Genomic DNA, 15,615 nt, shown 5'->3' on the forward strand with positions numbered 1-15,615 from the left:
TTTCATGATCTCTCTCTTGAAAAGAAGGGCTGTTCTGATTTGCAAAAAACCCCCTGCCGAATGGACAGAGGGAGTTAATGTGCAATCTGAATAAACGTGAAAAATTGAATTTTTCATCGTTCAGCCACCATCTTCTCCCATCCAGACTATACTGTCGGCTCTGGAGTCGCACCAGATCCTGCCCTTATCAGGCTCGCGGGCTTAGAGACTATTGCCTCATCACCGCCGGTAGGGAATTGCACCCTGCCCCGAAGAATGATCATATTATATTTTGTATTCCAAGTAATTATATCGGCTTTTTCCTCATTTGTATAGAAAAAAGTCTTCGGGTCCGCAGAGAAAAAATATTCCATAAGTAACCGCTTTCACACTTTACCGTGATGATTAGTATTGTTACACTATTCTCAATATGATAAATTATCTAACAAATTGAGACCGGAGGCGATTTCATGTTTCGAGTTCTTGTATCAGACCCAATCAGCAGAGATGGATTAGAGCCGCTGTTAGAGGCGGACCATATTGAAATCATTCAAAAAAACGCGCATGAGGAATCTGACTTGTCCCAATATGATGCCCTTTTTGTTCGAAGTGCCACAAAGGTAACGAAAGAACTTATGAATCAAATGCCGAACTTAAAAATTATAGCCAGAGCCGGTGTGGGAGTCGATAATATTGATTTGGAGCAGGCAACACGCAGAGGGATTATCGTAATCAATGCACCTGATGGAAATACTATCTCTACTGCTGAGCATACGTTTGCCATGATTGCTTCTTTAGTGCGGCATATCCCTCAGGCCAATATGTCCGTGAAAAACCGCGAATGGAAAAGATCTTCCTTTGTCGGAAGCGAACTTCATGGAAAAATGCTTGGAATTGTGGGCTTGGGCAGAATAGGCACTGAACTTGCACGCAGGGCGAAAGCTTTCGGAATGAGAGTGGCTGTATTTGATCCGTTCCTTACAAAAGAGCGGTCTGAAAAGATCGGTGTTGAAAAGCATGATTTCAATGAACTCCTCACCCAGGCTGATATTATTACCGTTCACACGCCCTTAACGAAAGAGACAAAGGGTCTGCTCAATAAAGAAACGATCGGAAAAACAAAAAAAGGGGTTTACCTTGTAAACTGTGCACGCGGAGGGATTATTGATGAAGATGCGCTCTGTACATATCTTGAAAATGGGCATGTGCGGGGTGTAGCACTCGATGTGTTCGAGGTTGAACCTCCTGAGCATACCCGGCTCCTGGAATTTGAACAGGTCATCGCCACACCGCATCTCGGCGCCTCCACAAAAGAAGCCCAGCTGAATGTAGCGTATCAAGTGTCTAAAGAAGTTCTTCTTTTCGTTGAAGGAAAACAGGTGACAACATCTATTAATCTTCCTGCCATGTCGGATGAAGCTTATCAAAAAGTGGCTCCTTATGATACTTTGGCTCAGAGAATTGGGTCTTTCCTGTCTCAATATATGAATGAACCGGTTCACAGCATCACAATCGAATACGAAGGGACCGCGGCGGAGATTGAGACAGCCTATGTGACTAAAAGCATGATTGCCTCCTTCCTGAAGCAGCGTATGGACATTACAATTAATACAGTAAATGCCGGTGTACTGGCGAGAGAACGGGGCATCCAGTTTATCGAAAAAGTCTCGGACGTCAATTCCGGTTATTCCAACAGCATGACGGTGACCATTCACGGTGAGCATAAAACCTCCGAGCTGAAAGGGACCTTCATCCCCCATTTTGGAGAAAGAATTGTATCGGTAAACGGATTCTCCATCGATTTTCATCCTTCTGGCCATCTTCTATATATTCAGCATACGGATGTACCCGGTGTAATCGGGAATGTAGGGAAGATTCTCGGGGATCATGCGGTGAATATTGCGACAATGCAAGTTGGAAGGAAAGAAAAAGGCGGAGAAGCCATTATGATGCTCTCCTTCGACCGGTCTCTTGAAAAACCGACCATAGCGGCACTCTCCAATTTGGATGAAATTGTTTTCGTGAAGGCGATTGATCTCTAAAGAAGAGGATCTATCTGCCAGAACAGATGGATTGGCTGGTTCTCCTGTTTATATGAGATACAAGGAGGAATCTCAATGCCTCCCGCTTCAAATACGATACATCTATATCCTGCTAAAATAAAATCCCCGGAACGGGTTCTCACCGTCCGGGGTATCTTTTTTATTCATTCTTCTCAGCAGCTGACAGACCCTCCAAGTATTAGCCAAGCGGAACAATCGTTCTTTCACCTTTAGAAAACGTCACAATGGTCTCATAGCCTGTTCTTTTTGCCAGAGCCACAGCCTGGTCATAATCCGCGCCTACATCCTGAGGCTGGTGGGCATCAGAGGAGAGGACGATTGGCACGCCTTTGTCATGACACATCTTTAAAAGTCTCTCATCCGGATACAGCTGACCTGTCGGCTTTCTTAATCCGGCTGTGCTAATCTCCACACACGTTTTACTGTTGGAAAGGGCACGGGCAGCTCTCTCATACTGTTCAAGCAAAAACTCTTCATTTTCCGGCACGTAGTTAAAAATCTTAACGAGATCCAAATGACCGACAATATCGAATAGATTGGACTCAGCAAGCGTTACAACCTGATCATAGTATTTTGTATATGTATCATACAGGTCCCGATGATCCCATTCATGGATGAACTCCTTTAGATCAATGCCAAAATCATCCACCCAATGGATAGAGCCGATGACGTAATCAAAATCATACTGCTTGATAAATCGTTCCATTTCTTTATGTTTTCCAGGAGTATAGTCCATTTCAATGGACTTTTTCACATCAAGGCCGGCATTGGAAGCTTCGCGGAATAAAGCGTTATAGTCTTCCATATCATAAAATCTTCTTTCATCCACCCAAGGATTGCTTAAAATATCGGCTGTCTGATAAAAATGGTAAGCATGTTCAGAGATACCAAAATGTCCGATATTCTTCCGCTTTGCCTCATCCGTAAACTTTTTCAGATAATCTAATGTAAGGGTCCCTCGTTCGAGATGGTTATGGTAATCCGTTAGCATAATCATTCCTCCTTCTCCTTCTATCACTTTAACATAGTGAAGCGATAGAGGTAAGAAAAAAGGAGAATCTTTTGACAATTTCTATTTGTAAGCAGATATCCGCTCTTATTTCATCTTTACAGGTACAGGGTTGGGCCCGAAAGGCACGGGAATCGGCTTGCTGACATCCATCGTGCCGATTTTTTCCAGACTGATGTTCTTAAATTGCACCGTCTGAAAGTCAAATTCTTTTGCTGTCAAAAGGAGAGCTTCCAGCATAAAAATGGTTTGCTCGTCATTATTAAAATCATATGGAGTAAAGGTAAGAATGAGTTCATGGTCATTTTCTATTACAGATTCAATTTTTGTTCCTTTCACAAACACAGACTGCAAATCGCTGCCTGGAGGCTCATACATGTTTTCGATGGCATCACCGGCCGTTTCAAAAGAGGCCATCGACTGCACAAATAACGGTTTGCTGCCCTGGCCGTATTTATAAAAGGCCTTTTTCCCTGCCGGTTTCAGCTCAATTTCCTCCATCTCCCCGAGTGGTCCCATATCCATACCCGGGCTCTCTCCCGTAAAAAGTTCTGCAGACGTATACCCTTTGCCGCTGAATGATTCCTGAATCATTTCCGCAAAAAGGGCATCTGATGAACTGGTGATTTTCCGGCTGTCATTTATATGAATTTCGATATGCTCCGGATTTTTTGATGCCCGGATTTCCGTGTCCTGAAAAAAATCTGTTAAACCGAGCTCTTCTTCTTTAAAAGAGGCATGCGCCTGATTATATTGATCCGCTTGAAGAGATCCGCTGTCCGATATGAGCGTTACAGGGATCGTATAATTTACGCCGATGTCCGAGTAGGCCAATACGAGCGACCGGTTTTCCAGGTTATTCCCTGCGAGGAATGTCACATCCAGATTTTCAGGAGGGGACGGATTTTTCTCTGTACTTTCCTCTTGTTTCGGTTCCGGGGCGGCGTTTTTAGGAGGCAGCTCTTCATCGATGGAACGTTCCTCTGACGGTTTGCTATCAGGCTTCTGAGCTCTTTTTTCTTCTTCTGTCTCCTTTTTGGACGTATCGTAAGCTTTATCCATGGATGTTTCAGGAGGCTGTGAACCGCTGCTGCCTGATTGGAATTCATCCATCCAAAACGGAGAAATCAAAGCTAAGATAAACAGTGCTGCTAGGCTTGCGACTATCGGGCCAAGCCAGATTTTCCGGAATATAACAGGCCGGTTTCTTCCGATGCCTTTATACACTTCATCTCTTGGGCGTTTATCCTTCATTTCAGGAAGCTTTGACAGAAGTTCTTGTATATCATGATCGTTATACTCGGATTTTTTCATTATTTGCTCCCTCCTTCTCGCTGAGATGAGCCATGCTCTTTTTCAAAGTCTTGATTGCGCGGTGCTGGGTCGTCTTTACTTTGCTCTCCGACCATGTAAGCGCTTCAGCTGTTTCCTGAATGGATAAACCCTGTATGTATCTCATAATAACAACGGTGCGCTGATCCATAGTACACGAGTCAAGCGCCTGATAAATCCACTGCACCTGTTCGTTTTGCAGGGCTATTTCATCAGGTAATGGTGCTTGATCCTTCACCTGATTGGCATCCCAGTCAAATTTCTCCATGATCCGCTGCCGTATGGTTTTTTGTTTTCTGAACCAGTCAATCGCGACATGCCTTGCGATTGAAAAGAGCCACGTTTTTTGTGAGCTTCGTCCTTCAAACTTATCGTAGGATTTCAATACACGGATGTAGACCTCTTGAACAAGATCCTCTGCCTGTTCACGGTCTTTCACCATATAAAAAAGAAATTGAAACAAATCCTGATGATGCTTTTCATATAAAGTCTGAAAGGCTTCTTCCATGGAAACCCCTCCGTTCATTTGCTTAGTCGTTTCAGACCATTTAAAGTTACACCTATTCAGGTGACAAGTGCTTGTAATTTTTGAAATATACGATTCCAGTAAAATTATACCTTTGCACAACAAAAAAAAGGAAGGTGCTTCCTTCCCTTTTCATGAAAATTTACTGATTTTTATTTTTTCCTTTAAACACAATCGCACTTCTTTCGTATTCTACATCCTTTGCACCAGCCCTGAAGTTAATGACCCTTGCAGCAGAAAAGAAATAGTCTGACAGCCTGTTAATATATTTTAATACATGCTCATTTATTTCAGAATGCTTCTGCAGGGTTACAATTCTTCTCTCGGCTCTTCTTGCTACCGTTCTGGCAAGGTGAATAACGGCAGCTGCCTGAGCTCCTCCCGGCAAAATAAACCGTTCAAGCGGAGGAGCTTCTTTTACATACTCATCAATTCTGTTTTCCAAAAACACAATCATATCCGGACCTGTCTTATCTTGTCTCTTATCTGCGCTCAGTACAGAAGCGAGATCTCCCCCGCAATCAAATAGCTCATGCTGAATTTTTTCCAGTTCCTTAAAAATGTCCGTGTATTTTTCTTCTGTGAGAAGCGTCATGGCATGTCCGACAATTGCATTCAATTCATCAAGTGTTCCGTATGCTTCAACCCTGATATCATCTTTGTCTACACGGCCTCCGATTAAACTTGTCTGACCCTTATCACCTGTTCGGGTGTATAAATTCATCTTTCCTCATCTCCCTGAATTTGAGTTTCATCCATATGCGGTAAATAAAACGTAAAGGTTGTACCCTCATGAATCTTGCTATGAACCGTTATCGTTCCATGATGGGCCTCGATAATATTTTTTGCAATTGCCAGTCCAAGTCCGGTTCCAGACCTCCCTCTCGTCCGTGCTTTATCCGCTTTATAAAACCTTTCAAACACAAATGGAAGATCTTCTTCCGGAATGCCTGTGCCCGTATCGGTCACATCCGCTCTTAGACCGTTATCAGCTGATTGCACTTCAAACGTCACGGTTCCCCCATCATCGGTATGACGGATCGCATTATCTACAAGGTTCGTCAGGACTTGCTCAATTTTATCCGAATCCAGGACAAATGAATCCTCTTCCAATGCAACCGATGTAGACAGCTTAATCGATTTTTCCCTGGCCATTCCCTGGAATTTACGGGAGATTTTGCTGACGAGTTCTGATATTTCAACTTTCTCATAGCGGAGAGTAATATGACCCGCTTCCATTCTCGCGAGATCAAGCAATTCGTTGACAAGCCTTCCCATTCTCAATGATTCCTCGTATATGATTTTAGAAATTTCCTTTTTCTCTGCATCTGTGCTTGCAATATCATCAACGATCGCCTCACTGTATCCCTGCAGCAAAGCAATGGGCGTTCTTAATTCATGACTGACGTTTGCAATAAAGTCTTTTCTGAGTTTATCAAGACGCCGTTCCTCTGTCATATCCCTCAGAACGGCGACCGCTCCCCGGACATAATCCTGATCATAAAGAGGACTCATGACCATGACCCAAAAGCGCCCCTGCAAGGTCATTTCAATAATCTGTTCCTTTTCTGTATTCACTACTCTTCTAAAAAGCTCGTTTGCTTCAGGCGGCAGTTCCTCGCCATTTTTAATATCCATCTGCTTCTCATAATACCAAGCCTGTAAAAACCGTTCAGCAGGAGGATTCGTGACGAGGATGGTTCCATCAATATTCAGTGTAATGACTCCATCTGCCATGCTGCTTAATATACTCGTTAAATGTTCTTTTTCCTGATTGAGGGCGTTAATATGGTATTTCAGCTGCCGGCCCATCTGATTAAAGGCAGCTGCAAGCTCGCCAATTTCATCCCCGGTCAGAATCGGTACTTTTTTATCGAATTTACCTTTGGTGAGCTCAAGTGCCGCTTCTCTCATTTTCCTGAGAGGATACGTAATTCTCGTTGAAAGAAAAAAAGCAAAGATGGTAGTTAATATAAGCCCCACCGCGGCCCCGATGAATGTATACCTGGTCGTGCTGCTGGTTGCTTCCCTGATAGCAGCGAGCGATTGGGATACGAAGACCGCCCCATGCTCACCGCCGGACAATCGGTAAGGGACACCCTGCAGAAGCACTTTTTCTTTAACATGGCCGGTTTCATCATCTGCTGTGATTGTTTTCATCCGTTCCTCTGTTCCTTTTAAAACAGCAGAAAGCTCCCGGTCACTTTTGATCGTCTGCAAACTGATATATGGCTGCTTTCTTTTGTTTCCCGCTGAGGAATACCAGGCTTTTCCGTTTTCATCCACTATCATAATTCCCGTTTTTTCATCTGAAAGCTCAAGCGCAATGGATCGGGCAAGCGCAGATGAATCGTGAATATCATCATGATTTTCCAGAATACCCGATATTTTCCCTGCAAGCTGGGATAATTCAATCTCCGCCTGGTTCGTCTGGTAATTCTCAATGAACTCAAACCAAAGAATGGTCAGAACAAGAAGAACGAAGGCTACGAGCAGCAGAATGGTCCCCCATAGCTTTCCTACAACGCTGCGCCAAAGTCTCATTCATTGCCTACCTCAAATTTGTAGCCGACTCCCCAAACCGTTACAATCATTTTGGCTGCTTCCTGTGAGACCTTGTTTAATTTTTCACGCAGTCTTTTTACATGTGTATCCACAGTCCGCAAGTCACCGAAGAACTCATATTGCCAGACTTCTTTAAGAAGCTGTTCCCTGTCATAGACTTTATCCGGAGTGCGGGCGAGGAAATAAAGAAGTTCATATTCCTTAGGAGTAAGGCTTACTTCTTTTCCATCAGCCGTAACCCGGTGTGCATCATGATCAATGGTCAAGTGGGAGAAGACAATAACATTTTTGGCTTTCGTTTCTGTTTTGAGGAAGCTAGTAGATGAAGATCTCCTGAGCAATGCTTTGACCCTTAAGACGACTTCCCTTGGACTGAACGGCTTAATAATATAATCATCCGTACCAACTTCAAATCCCTGGACACGGTTCGCTTCTTCGCCTTTCGCTGTCAGCATTATCACAGGTGTAGCTTTTACTTCACGAAGCTTCCGGCAGACTTCTACTCCGTCAATACCGGGCATCATCAAATCGAGCAAAATCAAATCATAGTCATTCGCCAGTGCCAATTCAAGTGCTTCATCCCCGTTTTCAGCTTCCTCGGTGGTATACCCTTCTCGCTCCAGGTACATTTTCAATAATCTTCTGATACGGTCCTCATCATCTACTACAAGAATTTTTCCATTCATCATTTCATTCATCTTAATTCCTCCTTTAAGTTGAGATTCGATTATGTATGTCTTCATCATACTAATTAAGAAGCACTTCCTGCAACGAAGAGCCTTTTTTAACCTTCTCCGCCATCCGTGATTCCGTTATTATGCCTTCTCGCATCCTATAAAGATAAAGGGACTGGTTTACTGGAAACCGGCCCCTTTTATGGTTATGCATATGAATGAAGCCCTGCAATGACCATATTAACAAAAATAAGATTAAACATGATAATCGCAAAACCAATCACAGCCAGCCAGGCGGATTTTTCCCCATGCCATCCTCTGGATAATCTCAAATGCAGATAAGCCGCATAGAATAGCCAGGTGATCAATGCCCATACCTCTTTTGGATCCCATCCCCAAAAACGGTTCCAGGCAAGCTGTGCCCATATCATGGCAAAAATCAAGGCACCGAGCGTAAATACCGGGAAACCGATCGTAACAGACCGGTAGCCGATTTCGTCGGTTAAATCCAGGTTCACTTTTTTGGTTAAAGGCTGAAGCACCGCAGAAATTCTTTTTCTTGCAATCAGTCTGAAAAGTCCGTAAAGAATAAGACCTGAAATCAGCGACCAGACGACCGTGTTGAACTTGCTTCCATTGATAATCGGAGGAAGGGAGAACAATGGCTTCATGGCCCCTTCAGTTTGGAGCTCCCATTTATTCGGCCCCGCTATGGCAGGAAGATGATAGGACATTTCAGCTTCGTTCCCCCGTTTATCTGTCCATGAAAAATCACTTTCATAATGAGCAAGACGGAAACCGCTTGTAATCAGGATATAGCCAAGTGTCATGACCAATACAAACATGATGGCTTCCAGCCAGAATGTTTTCTTTGAAGGTTTGGACTGATCCACATTTCTTATTAAATAAATGAGCCCTGCAATGAAGCTGATGGCCAGAATCGCCTGCCCCAGAGCAGCGGTCGTCACATGGATATGAAGCCACTGGCTTTGCAGCGCAGGAATGAGAGGTGTTACATAAGATGGAAACATACTTCCGTATGCGATAATCAAAAGAGCAACCGGAAGTGTAAAAAGACCAAGAATCGAGACCTTGTACATAAAATAAATAATAATAAAGGCTAATACAAGCATCATTCCGAAAAACGTGGTGAACTCGTACATGTTGCTGACAGGGGCATGCCCGGAAGCCATCCACCTTGTAATGAAAAACCCGAGCTGAGCTGCGAAACCAATAATTGTTACAGCAACGGCGGCTTTTGACCACCGGTTCGGTCCGGATGCTGTTTGTCGCTTATCCCGGATGGAACCCCCAAAAAGAAAGGTTGCCACAAGATATAATATAAACGCCGCAAATAACAATCCGCTGCTAATTTCCGCCAACTCCAACCCCTCCGCTTCTTATTTCACTAGTTTTTTGATCCCACGGTGCCGGAAAGGCCGTTCCCTCCACTGCATCGTCTATCTCTTTTTTCAGCGTATACCAGTTTTTGTTTGTATGGCCAGCCACATAAACCATTCCGTTTTCCCTTTTAAACCATATTCTCCGGTGATTCCAGTACATACCCTGACACACTCCGACCATAAATATAAGTCCGCCAAGAGCGATGACCCATATGGTCAGATCTTTCTTTACCGTGAGCAAAGACTGGCTGACCGTCTCGACTCCGGCAAATTTCATGGCCATTTTGTTTTCACCATTTGGCTCCAGGTTCATTTGAATTCCGACGAAACTAACTTCTCCATCCGGGGTGCCGGGAGAAATCATATTGAACACAAAGGCCGGATTATTCGGTGCGCGGGATTTCGTATCCGGCTTCCCGTCTTCATTCAGGTAAAAGTCGGGCAAATAACTCAGAAGCTCCACTTTATATCCCTTTCCAAAATCATACGACTCCTTTGGTTCATCCAGGCTGATGGCGACAGGCCCGAACGTTTCATTCGTTTTTTTGTTCAGCAGGCTGAACTTCAGTTCTTTCAGCGCGCCGGTTGAGTAGCTGCTCTGATACAAGCCGAACGAATCAAATTGAAGCGGCTGATTAACCCTTATCGCATCCTGCCTTACTTTTTTCAGCTGCGGCTTTTCCCCTGGGAGCGATTGGCCGCTTTTTTCATAAAGAATAACATCCGTCTGAAAATTTTTAGCTACATTGCCTTCTCCCGCTTCACTGATTGCCTCCTGGAAAACGGCCTTTTCTTTTCCGGATTTGTATGTTTCGACAGTAAACTTCTCATTTTTCAAAAAGTATTTCCCGTCAGTGCCGGGTATGGCGGCCACTTGCCCTTCCCTCAGCCACATATTTTCATCCACATACATACCAGGCACAAACCGAAGCATGGCTCCAAGAAGAACAATGATGAGACCAACGTGGTTTACGTATGGGCCCCACCTTGAAAACCTTCCTTTTTCTGCAAGGAGATTGCCGTTTTCGATGCGGATCCTGTACCTTTTTTTCTTCAGTTTTTCTATGACTGCTTCAAGGTCGCTTTCCTTATCCTGGACACGTTCACCAAATAGACGCTGCCTTTTCAAAAAAGCTGTGTTTTTTGTGACTCCCTGGACTTTTAAAGTCCTGTATAAAGGAATGACCCGGTCCAGACTGGCGATCACAAGAGAGATTCCAAGAGAGGCAATAAGGATAATATACCACCATGATCCATACAAATTATGAAAACCAAGAGTATAGTAGATTTCCCCGGCAACGCCGAATTCATCTTTGTAATAATCCTCCGGCAGAACATTAGAAGGAATATACTCGACCTGAGTAAAGATCGTTCCCACTGCTGATGCAAGAAGAGTTAATACGATAAGCCAGATTCCTACCTTTACTGACGAAAAAAAGTTCCAGACTTTATCAATCCACGTTTTCGTATACGTTTGAGATCGTCTTGCACTCCCGTCATATCTCATATCAAGCAGCGGTCCTGAATCGGTGACCGGATTTTTATAATCTGCCAGCTGCTTTCCGCAGGACTCGCAAAGCAGGGTCCCGGGAGGATTGATGTGTCCGCACTCGCACTTCAGTTCTTCCATGTGCATGACTCCCTGTCTAAGGTTTGATAGATTCCATCATATCTCTAATGTTCCGTTCCGTTAACTGACCTTTTACAATATCCTTTACCTCTCCGGTTTTATCAATTAAATACGTAGTAGGTAGAGGCTTCACTCCGTATTCATCGAGAATTTGCCTGTCTTTATCAATTCCAATAGGAAACGTGAGCCCATATTGCTTCGCGAAGCTGTTCACGGCAACATCTGATTCGGCGATGTTAACGGCAATTACCTCGACCCCAAGATTTTTATAATGCTCATACTGATTATCCATATACGGCATTTCTCTTTTGCACGGTTCGCACCAGGTTCCCCAAAAATTCAATAAAACGCCTTTACCCCGGTAATCAGAAAGCTGATGGCGTTCTCCCTGCAAGTCAGTGACCACAAAATCAGGAGCCTCACTCCCTACTTTTACTCTTTCTTTATCAGCAAAAAAGTTGGAGTACAGCGTATAGGCCAGCGCTGCAGCCAATACAAAAAGAATCGCACTCCTCAACAAAAGCCGCCTTCTTTTCTTCATCATAACTCTCCTAATATGTATCCATTTCCTCTTATTATATCATTAGGTAAACGCTCTCAAAATATATTCTTTGAAGGTTGTGTGAAAAAAGAAAAGCGGAGGCGGCTTGCTTAGCCTTGAGAGACGGTGGAGCTTCTGACCGAGAGGCGCTTTTTGCCTCGACCGAAGAAGCGAAGCGGCCGAAAGGCTAGCCGCCGGAGCTAGACATAGAATGAAGTACGAGGCGGGGATTTTAAGGATGTTCTGCTAAAAGCGCGACGTCCTGTCGCAACGCAGAACTGACCCGCATCCTGCGGGCCTCCGACAAGCATAAGACGATCAGCCGCAGGAAGGTGGTTTTGCCTTCCGGAGGATGAGCGGCTTATGACCTCGAGGGGCTAGCCGCTGCAGCCGGAAGAAAAAAAAGCGGAGGCGGCTTGCTTAGCCTTGAGAGACGGTGGAGCTTCTGACCGAGAGGCACTCTAGTAAGGATGTTCTGCTAAAAGCGCGACGTCCTGTCGCAACGCAGAACTGACCCGCATCCTGCGGGCCTTTGACTGAAAAAGAGCAGTGGCCAAAGGGATAGCGCCCCGAACTGGAAGAGCAGAAAAGCAGCAAAATCTTATGGAACTAATCAAATGAAATCCGATAGAACCGAAAAGTGAGGAGAAAATGATTGTTCTAAGTTCTGACTATGAAGGTATATAATTATTTCAGCTTAATTTAAAATATAGATTGTAATGAACTATATTAATCTTTTCAGCCCCCTTAATCATTTGGACACGAAAGTAAGAGACAAGTAAACTGAAATTGTGAAAAATGATGAGGAGGTGAGGGCTTGGTAAGGAAAAAGATTGAGATTATAGAAGATGTTAAAAAGAAGTATGTCCGGATTGCCCTCGAGACTGGGAACTACACTTCTACAGCCCGAAAAGCTGGGATTGATCGAGCAACCCTCTCTGGCTGGATTAAAGAGTATAAAGATGAGATAGAGGAATCAATGGAATTAGATGGGCATCATCCTCTTTCCTCCAATCCAACTAAGGATGAGCTTCAGATTAAATATGAGCACGCAATGAAGCTACTGGGGGAAAAAGAGTTAGAAGTTGCGATGCTTCGAAGCTTATTAAAAAAAAGCGAGTCCTAATTAATCTTCGACTAGAAGAAATAAAGCTGTGGGTGTCAGAGGGATTTTCTGTTCTTCGAACAACCATTGCATTAGGGGTGCCTAGATCGTTGTACTATTACCATCAAAAGGCGAACACGGAGGAAGAAGGGGTTGGAAGCAGGGGCCGGCCCCCTATTGGCTACTCTTTTACCGTCTTAGATTCAAGAATATCAGATGAGCAAATCAAAGAATATCTGATGGAAGCTATAGAGGGCGAGGAAGGCATCTATGGATATCGCAAACTGAATCACTTTTTACGAAAAGAATACCAACTGATTATCAACCCTAAAAAGACCTACCGGCTGTGTAAAGAGCTGGAGATTCTGTTACCTCAACGAGGTAAACCTTCTCCTCATCAAAAGAACTGGGCGAAGCAGCATGAAATTACAGGCCCTAATCAACTATGGCAAATCGACATCAAATATGGATCTCTGGAAAACACCGGGTACTTCTACTTTCTTGCGAGCGCCATCGACGTGTTTGACCGAAGCATTGTAGGCTATTACCGTGGACCGGACTGTAAAGCCCCCAGTATCACGATGATGCTTACCCAAGCCTTAATGGATCGGGGAGTTGAAATTCCTGAAGGGAAAGACGAATACAGCCTGATTATCCGGTCTGATAACGGACCTCAGTTTCTTAGCAAGAACTTCGGGGAATTCTGTAGGGTCAGTAAGATCTTTCATGAACGGATCCCACCTAAATCACCGGATCTCAATGCCTATATCGAATCCTTTCACAGCGGCCTGGAAAAGGAGTGTTACCGGCGTTTTAATATCCAAAGCTATGACGAGGCTTACTACCGAATTGACGAATATATAAACTTTTATAATGAACGCAGATATCACGGAAGTTTAGGCTACCTCAGTCCAAAACAATATCTTGAGGCGTACCAAAACCAAGAATTATTAAGGGAAGAGACGGTCCGTTTATAGGATCGTCTCGAAAAAAAATGAAAAACTAAGAACGATGATGATTGAGCGAGAACGTGTCCAATAATTAGGGGGTCGATACGTAATTGCTGACTTTCTCTGAAGAATTGCTGACTTTTCAAATTAATTGCTGACTTTCTCCGGGGAATAGCTGACTTTTTAAATTAATTGCTGACTTCCTCCCGGGAATGGCTGACTTTTTGAATATAGTCCAATTGCAGTTAAAAACCTGCTGCGAAAGGAGGAAACCAGCAAACCCATATAGCCCGGTCTGAACTTTCAACAAGGGCAAGCGGCAGTAATGATTAGGTTTAATCTTTAAATTGTTTAATTACATAAAGCAGAAAGGCCATTTTAGAAAAAAACAAAAATAAAGAGGCTGGGACATGATTAAAATTGTTGTCCTTAAGCCGAATATTTCTATTGAAAAGGCTATGTAAAAGTATGTTGTTGATTTTTAACACCTGTTGATTGAAGCGGAAGGCGTGAGACTCCGAGCTGAGAGCAGCGGGACAGGTGAGACCCCGCAGTGGCGAAGCCAAGAGGAGACTCACCGCCCGCCCAAGGATAAGCGAGCGCCTGCTAGCTGCAATCAACAGCCAAATTTAACAGTGCTTTTGAAAAAAGCAAAAAAAAACAATAAAACCGAACGATTACGAAGCTCTGTACCAGAGCTTCAAATAAACGTTCGGTTTTTTTATTCGCTATTTTAAAGCATGTTGCTGGTTTTTTAAACCTTGTTAATTGAAGCGGAAGGCGTGAGACTCCTGCGGGAGCAGCGGGACAGGTGAGACCCCGCAGTCGCAAAGCGGCGAGGAGGCTCACCGCCCGCCCCGCGGAAAGCGAGCGCCTGCAGCGGAAATCAACAGAGCTTTTTATTAGCCGGAAATCTTTTGTCCCAGCCTCTTTACCATTTAAAAATCTTCCTGCTTAAAAAACGGACAGCCCTCTTTCATTCCTCTTTTGTAAAACTCCCCGGATCAGCAGTGTTTGATTTCTTCATTAAAACCCAATCTTACCAGTTTCAGCCAGCGCGCGAAGCTGCTTCACTTCGTGGGGTGTCAGTTCCCTAGAGTCGCCAGTGCTTAAGCCTTTCAGATCAAGGAAAGCATACGATTCTCTTTTAAGTTTAGTGACAGGATGGCCCATCGCTTCAAACATCCGGCGCACTTGATGGTTGCGTCCTTCATGGATCGTAATCTCGATGATGCTTGTTTCTTTCTTTTTATCAAGCGACAGCATTTTCACTTTTGCAGGAGCCGTCATTCCGTCTTCAAGCTTCACACCTTTTTCCATTGTTCTTAAGGTTCCTCTTGTCGGAATCCCTTTCACTTTTGCCACATACGTTTTGTCAATCTCGTAGCGGGGATGCATGAGGATATTCGCAAACTCCCCGTCGTTTGTAAGCAGAATCAGACCGGACGTGTCGTAATCCAGGCGCCCGACAGGATAGATGCGCTCTTGGATATACGGGAAGAAGTCCGTTACAATTTTACGGTTTTTATCATCCTGCGCTGCAGAAATTACACCTCTTGGTTTATATAATAGAAGATAAACGGGTACTTCCTTCTCTAAAGGAACCCCATTCACCTCAACCCGGTCATTTCCAGATACTTTTACACCCAGCTCTTTAACGGTTTTTCCGTTTACTTTTACTCTTCCATCTAATATAAGCTGCTCCGCATTTCTTCTTGATGCTATTCCTGCGTGAGCAATTACTTTTTGCAATCGTTCCATGCTATTCACCTCTTTGTACATCTTACTTGTTTCCATTGCATTAAACAAGCAAGTTTCCAGACAAAAATTAAACCTGC

At 44.0% G+C, this 15,615-nt stretch carries 13 protein-coding genes and 1 riboswitch; of the genes, 3 read left to right on the forward strand and 10 right to left on the reverse strand.

Going from position 1 to position 15,615, the window contains the following annotated elements; all coding sequences use genetic code 11:
* Nucleotides 1-125: 125 nt before the first annotated feature.
* A riboswitch (FMN riboswitch) is annotated at nucleotides 126-260 on the reverse strand.
* A 189-nt stretch (nucleotides 261-449) separates the two neighbouring features.
* Nucleotides 450-2,021, forward strand: coding sequence for a phosphoglycerate dehydrogenase (serA, locus tag CEF21_RS13995; RefSeq protein WP_123917353.1), 1,572 nt, complete (start codon nucleotides 450-452; stop codon nucleotides 2,019-2,021).
* 199 nt (nucleotides 2,022-2,220) lie between these two features.
* On the opposite strand, the gene CEF21_RS14000 is transcribed toward serA, so the two are convergent.
* From CEF21_RS14000 to resA, 9 genes are all read right to left on the reverse strand, one after another.
* Nucleotides 2,221-3,033 carry a histidinol-phosphatase gene (locus CEF21_RS14000; RefSeq protein WP_123920252.1) on the reverse strand — a complete coding sequence of 271 codons (813 nt, stop codon included), beginning with the start codon at nucleotides 3,031-3,033 and terminating at the stop codon, nucleotides 2,221-2,223.
* Nucleotides 3,034-3,138: 105 nt separating this feature from the next.
* Nucleotides 3,139-4,365, reverse strand: a complete 1,227-nt coding sequence (locus CEF21_RS14005) for a GerMN domain-containing protein (protein WP_123917355.1) — start codon at nucleotides 4,363-4,365, stop codon at nucleotides 3,139-3,141.
* Nucleotides 4,346-4,891 (reverse strand): RNA polymerase sigma factor SigX, encoded by a 546-nt coding sequence (gene sigX, locus CEF21_RS14010; protein ID WP_123917357.1) that lies wholly within the window; start codon nucleotides 4,889-4,891, stop codon nucleotides 4,346-4,348. The genes CEF21_RS14005 and sigX overlap by 20 nt, the downstream gene beginning before the upstream one ends.
* 160 nt (nucleotides 4,892-5,051) lie before the next feature.
* On the reverse strand, nucleotides 5,052-5,633 hold the full coding sequence (locus CEF21_RS14015) for a cob(I)yrinic acid a,c-diamide adenosyltransferase (protein ID WP_123917359.1): 582 nt from the start codon (nucleotides 5,631-5,633) through the stop codon (nucleotides 5,052-5,054).
* A complete protein-coding gene (locus tag CEF21_RS14020) occupies nucleotides 5,630-7,453 on the reverse strand; it encodes an ATP-binding protein (protein WP_123917361.1) in 1,824 nt (607 codons plus the stop codon). The genes CEF21_RS14015 and CEF21_RS14020 overlap by 4 nt, the downstream gene beginning before the upstream one ends.
* The gene (locus CEF21_RS14025; protein WP_123917363.1) at nucleotides 7,450-8,172 is read right to left on the reverse strand and encodes a response regulator transcription factor; all 723 of its coding nucleotides are present in this window, start codon (nucleotides 8,170-8,172) and stop codon (nucleotides 7,450-7,452) included. Before CEF21_RS14025 ends, CEF21_RS14020 begins: the two co-directional genes overlap by 4 nt.
* Before the next feature lie 182 nt (nucleotides 8,173-8,354).
* Nucleotides 8,355-9,530, reverse strand: a complete 1,176-nt coding sequence (gene ccsB / locus CEF21_RS14030) for a c-type cytochrome biogenesis protein CcsB (protein ID WP_123917365.1) — start codon at nucleotides 9,528-9,530, stop codon at nucleotides 8,355-8,357.
* Nucleotides 9,517-11,181, reverse strand: a complete 1,665-nt coding sequence (gene resB, locus CEF21_RS14035) for a cytochrome c biogenesis protein ResB (protein ID WP_123917367.1) — start codon at nucleotides 11,179-11,181, stop codon at nucleotides 9,517-9,519. Before resB ends, ccsB begins: the two co-directional genes overlap by 14 nt.
* A 16-nt stretch (nucleotides 11,182-11,197) precedes the next feature.
* Nucleotides 11,198-11,722, reverse strand: a complete 525-nt coding sequence (resA, locus tag CEF21_RS14040) for a thiol-disulfide oxidoreductase ResA (protein WP_123917369.1) — start codon at nucleotides 11,720-11,722, stop codon at nucleotides 11,198-11,200.
* Between the two features lie 817 nt (nucleotides 11,723-12,539).
* Here resA and CEF21_RS14045 point away from each other — a divergent pair.
* Nucleotides 12,540-12,848 carry a helix-turn-helix domain-containing protein gene (locus tag CEF21_RS14045; RefSeq protein WP_123917371.1) on the forward strand — a complete coding sequence of 103 codons (309 nt, stop codon included), beginning with the start codon at nucleotides 12,540-12,542 and terminating at the stop codon, nucleotides 12,846-12,848.
* A gap of 32 nt (nucleotides 12,849-12,880) precedes the next feature.
* Nucleotides 12,881-13,804: an IS3 family transposase gene (locus CEF21_RS14050; RefSeq protein ID WP_164462196.1), complete on the forward strand. Its 924-nt coding sequence runs from the start codon at nucleotides 12,881-12,883 to the stop codon at nucleotides 13,802-13,804.
* Between the two features lie 999 nt (nucleotides 13,805-14,803).
* Here CEF21_RS14050 and rluB read toward each other — a convergent pair.
* A complete protein-coding gene (rluB, locus tag CEF21_RS14055; protein WP_123917375.1) occupies nucleotides 14,804-15,538 on the reverse strand; it encodes a 23S rRNA pseudouridine(2605) synthase RluB in 735 nt (244 codons plus the stop codon).
* Between the last annotated feature and the right edge of the window lie 77 nt (nucleotides 15,539-15,615).

It is taken from the genome of Bacillus sp. FJAT-42376, assembly GCF_003816055.1.
Lineage (GTDB): Bacteria > Bacillota > Bacilli > Bacillales > Bacillaceae > Metabacillus_B.

Excerpts from the sequence above, each read along its gene's own strand:
- serA (WP_123917353.1), top strand. The coding sequence starts at position 450 with ATGTTTCGAGTTCTTGTATCAGACCCAATCAGCAGAGATGGATTAGAG.
- CEF21_RS14000 (WP_123920252.1), bottom strand. The coding sequence starts at position 3,033 with ATGCTAACGGATTACCATAACCATCTCGAACGAGGGACCCTTACATTA.
- CEF21_RS14005 (WP_123917355.1), bottom strand. The coding sequence starts at position 4,365 with ATGAAAAAATCCGAGTATAACGATCATGATATACAAGAACTTCTGTCA.
- sigX (WP_123917357.1), bottom strand. The coding sequence starts at position 4,891 with ATGGAAGAAGCCTTTCAGACTTTATATGAAAAGCATCATCAGGATTTG.
- CEF21_RS14015 (WP_123917359.1), bottom strand. The coding sequence starts at position 5,633 with ATGAATTTATACACCCGAACAGGTGATAAGGGTCAGACAAGTTTAATC.
- CEF21_RS14020 (WP_123917361.1), bottom strand. The coding sequence starts at position 7,453 with ATGAGACTTTGGCGCAGCGTTGTAGGAAAGCTATGGGGGACCATTCTG.
- CEF21_RS14025 (WP_123917363.1), bottom strand. The coding sequence starts at position 8,172 with ATGAATGAAATGATGAATGGAAAAATTCTTGTAGTAGATGATGAGGAC.
- resB (WP_123917367.1), bottom strand. The coding sequence starts at position 11,181 with ATGGAAGAACTGAAGTGCGAGTGCGGACACATCAATCCTCCCGGGACC.
- resA (WP_123917369.1), bottom strand. The coding sequence starts at position 11,722 with ATGAAGAAAAGAAGGCGGCTTTTGTTGAGGAGTGCGATTCTTTTTGTA.
- rluB (WP_123917375.1), bottom strand. The coding sequence starts at position 15,538 with ATGGAACGATTGCAAAAAGTAATTGCTCACGCAGGAATAGCATCAAGA.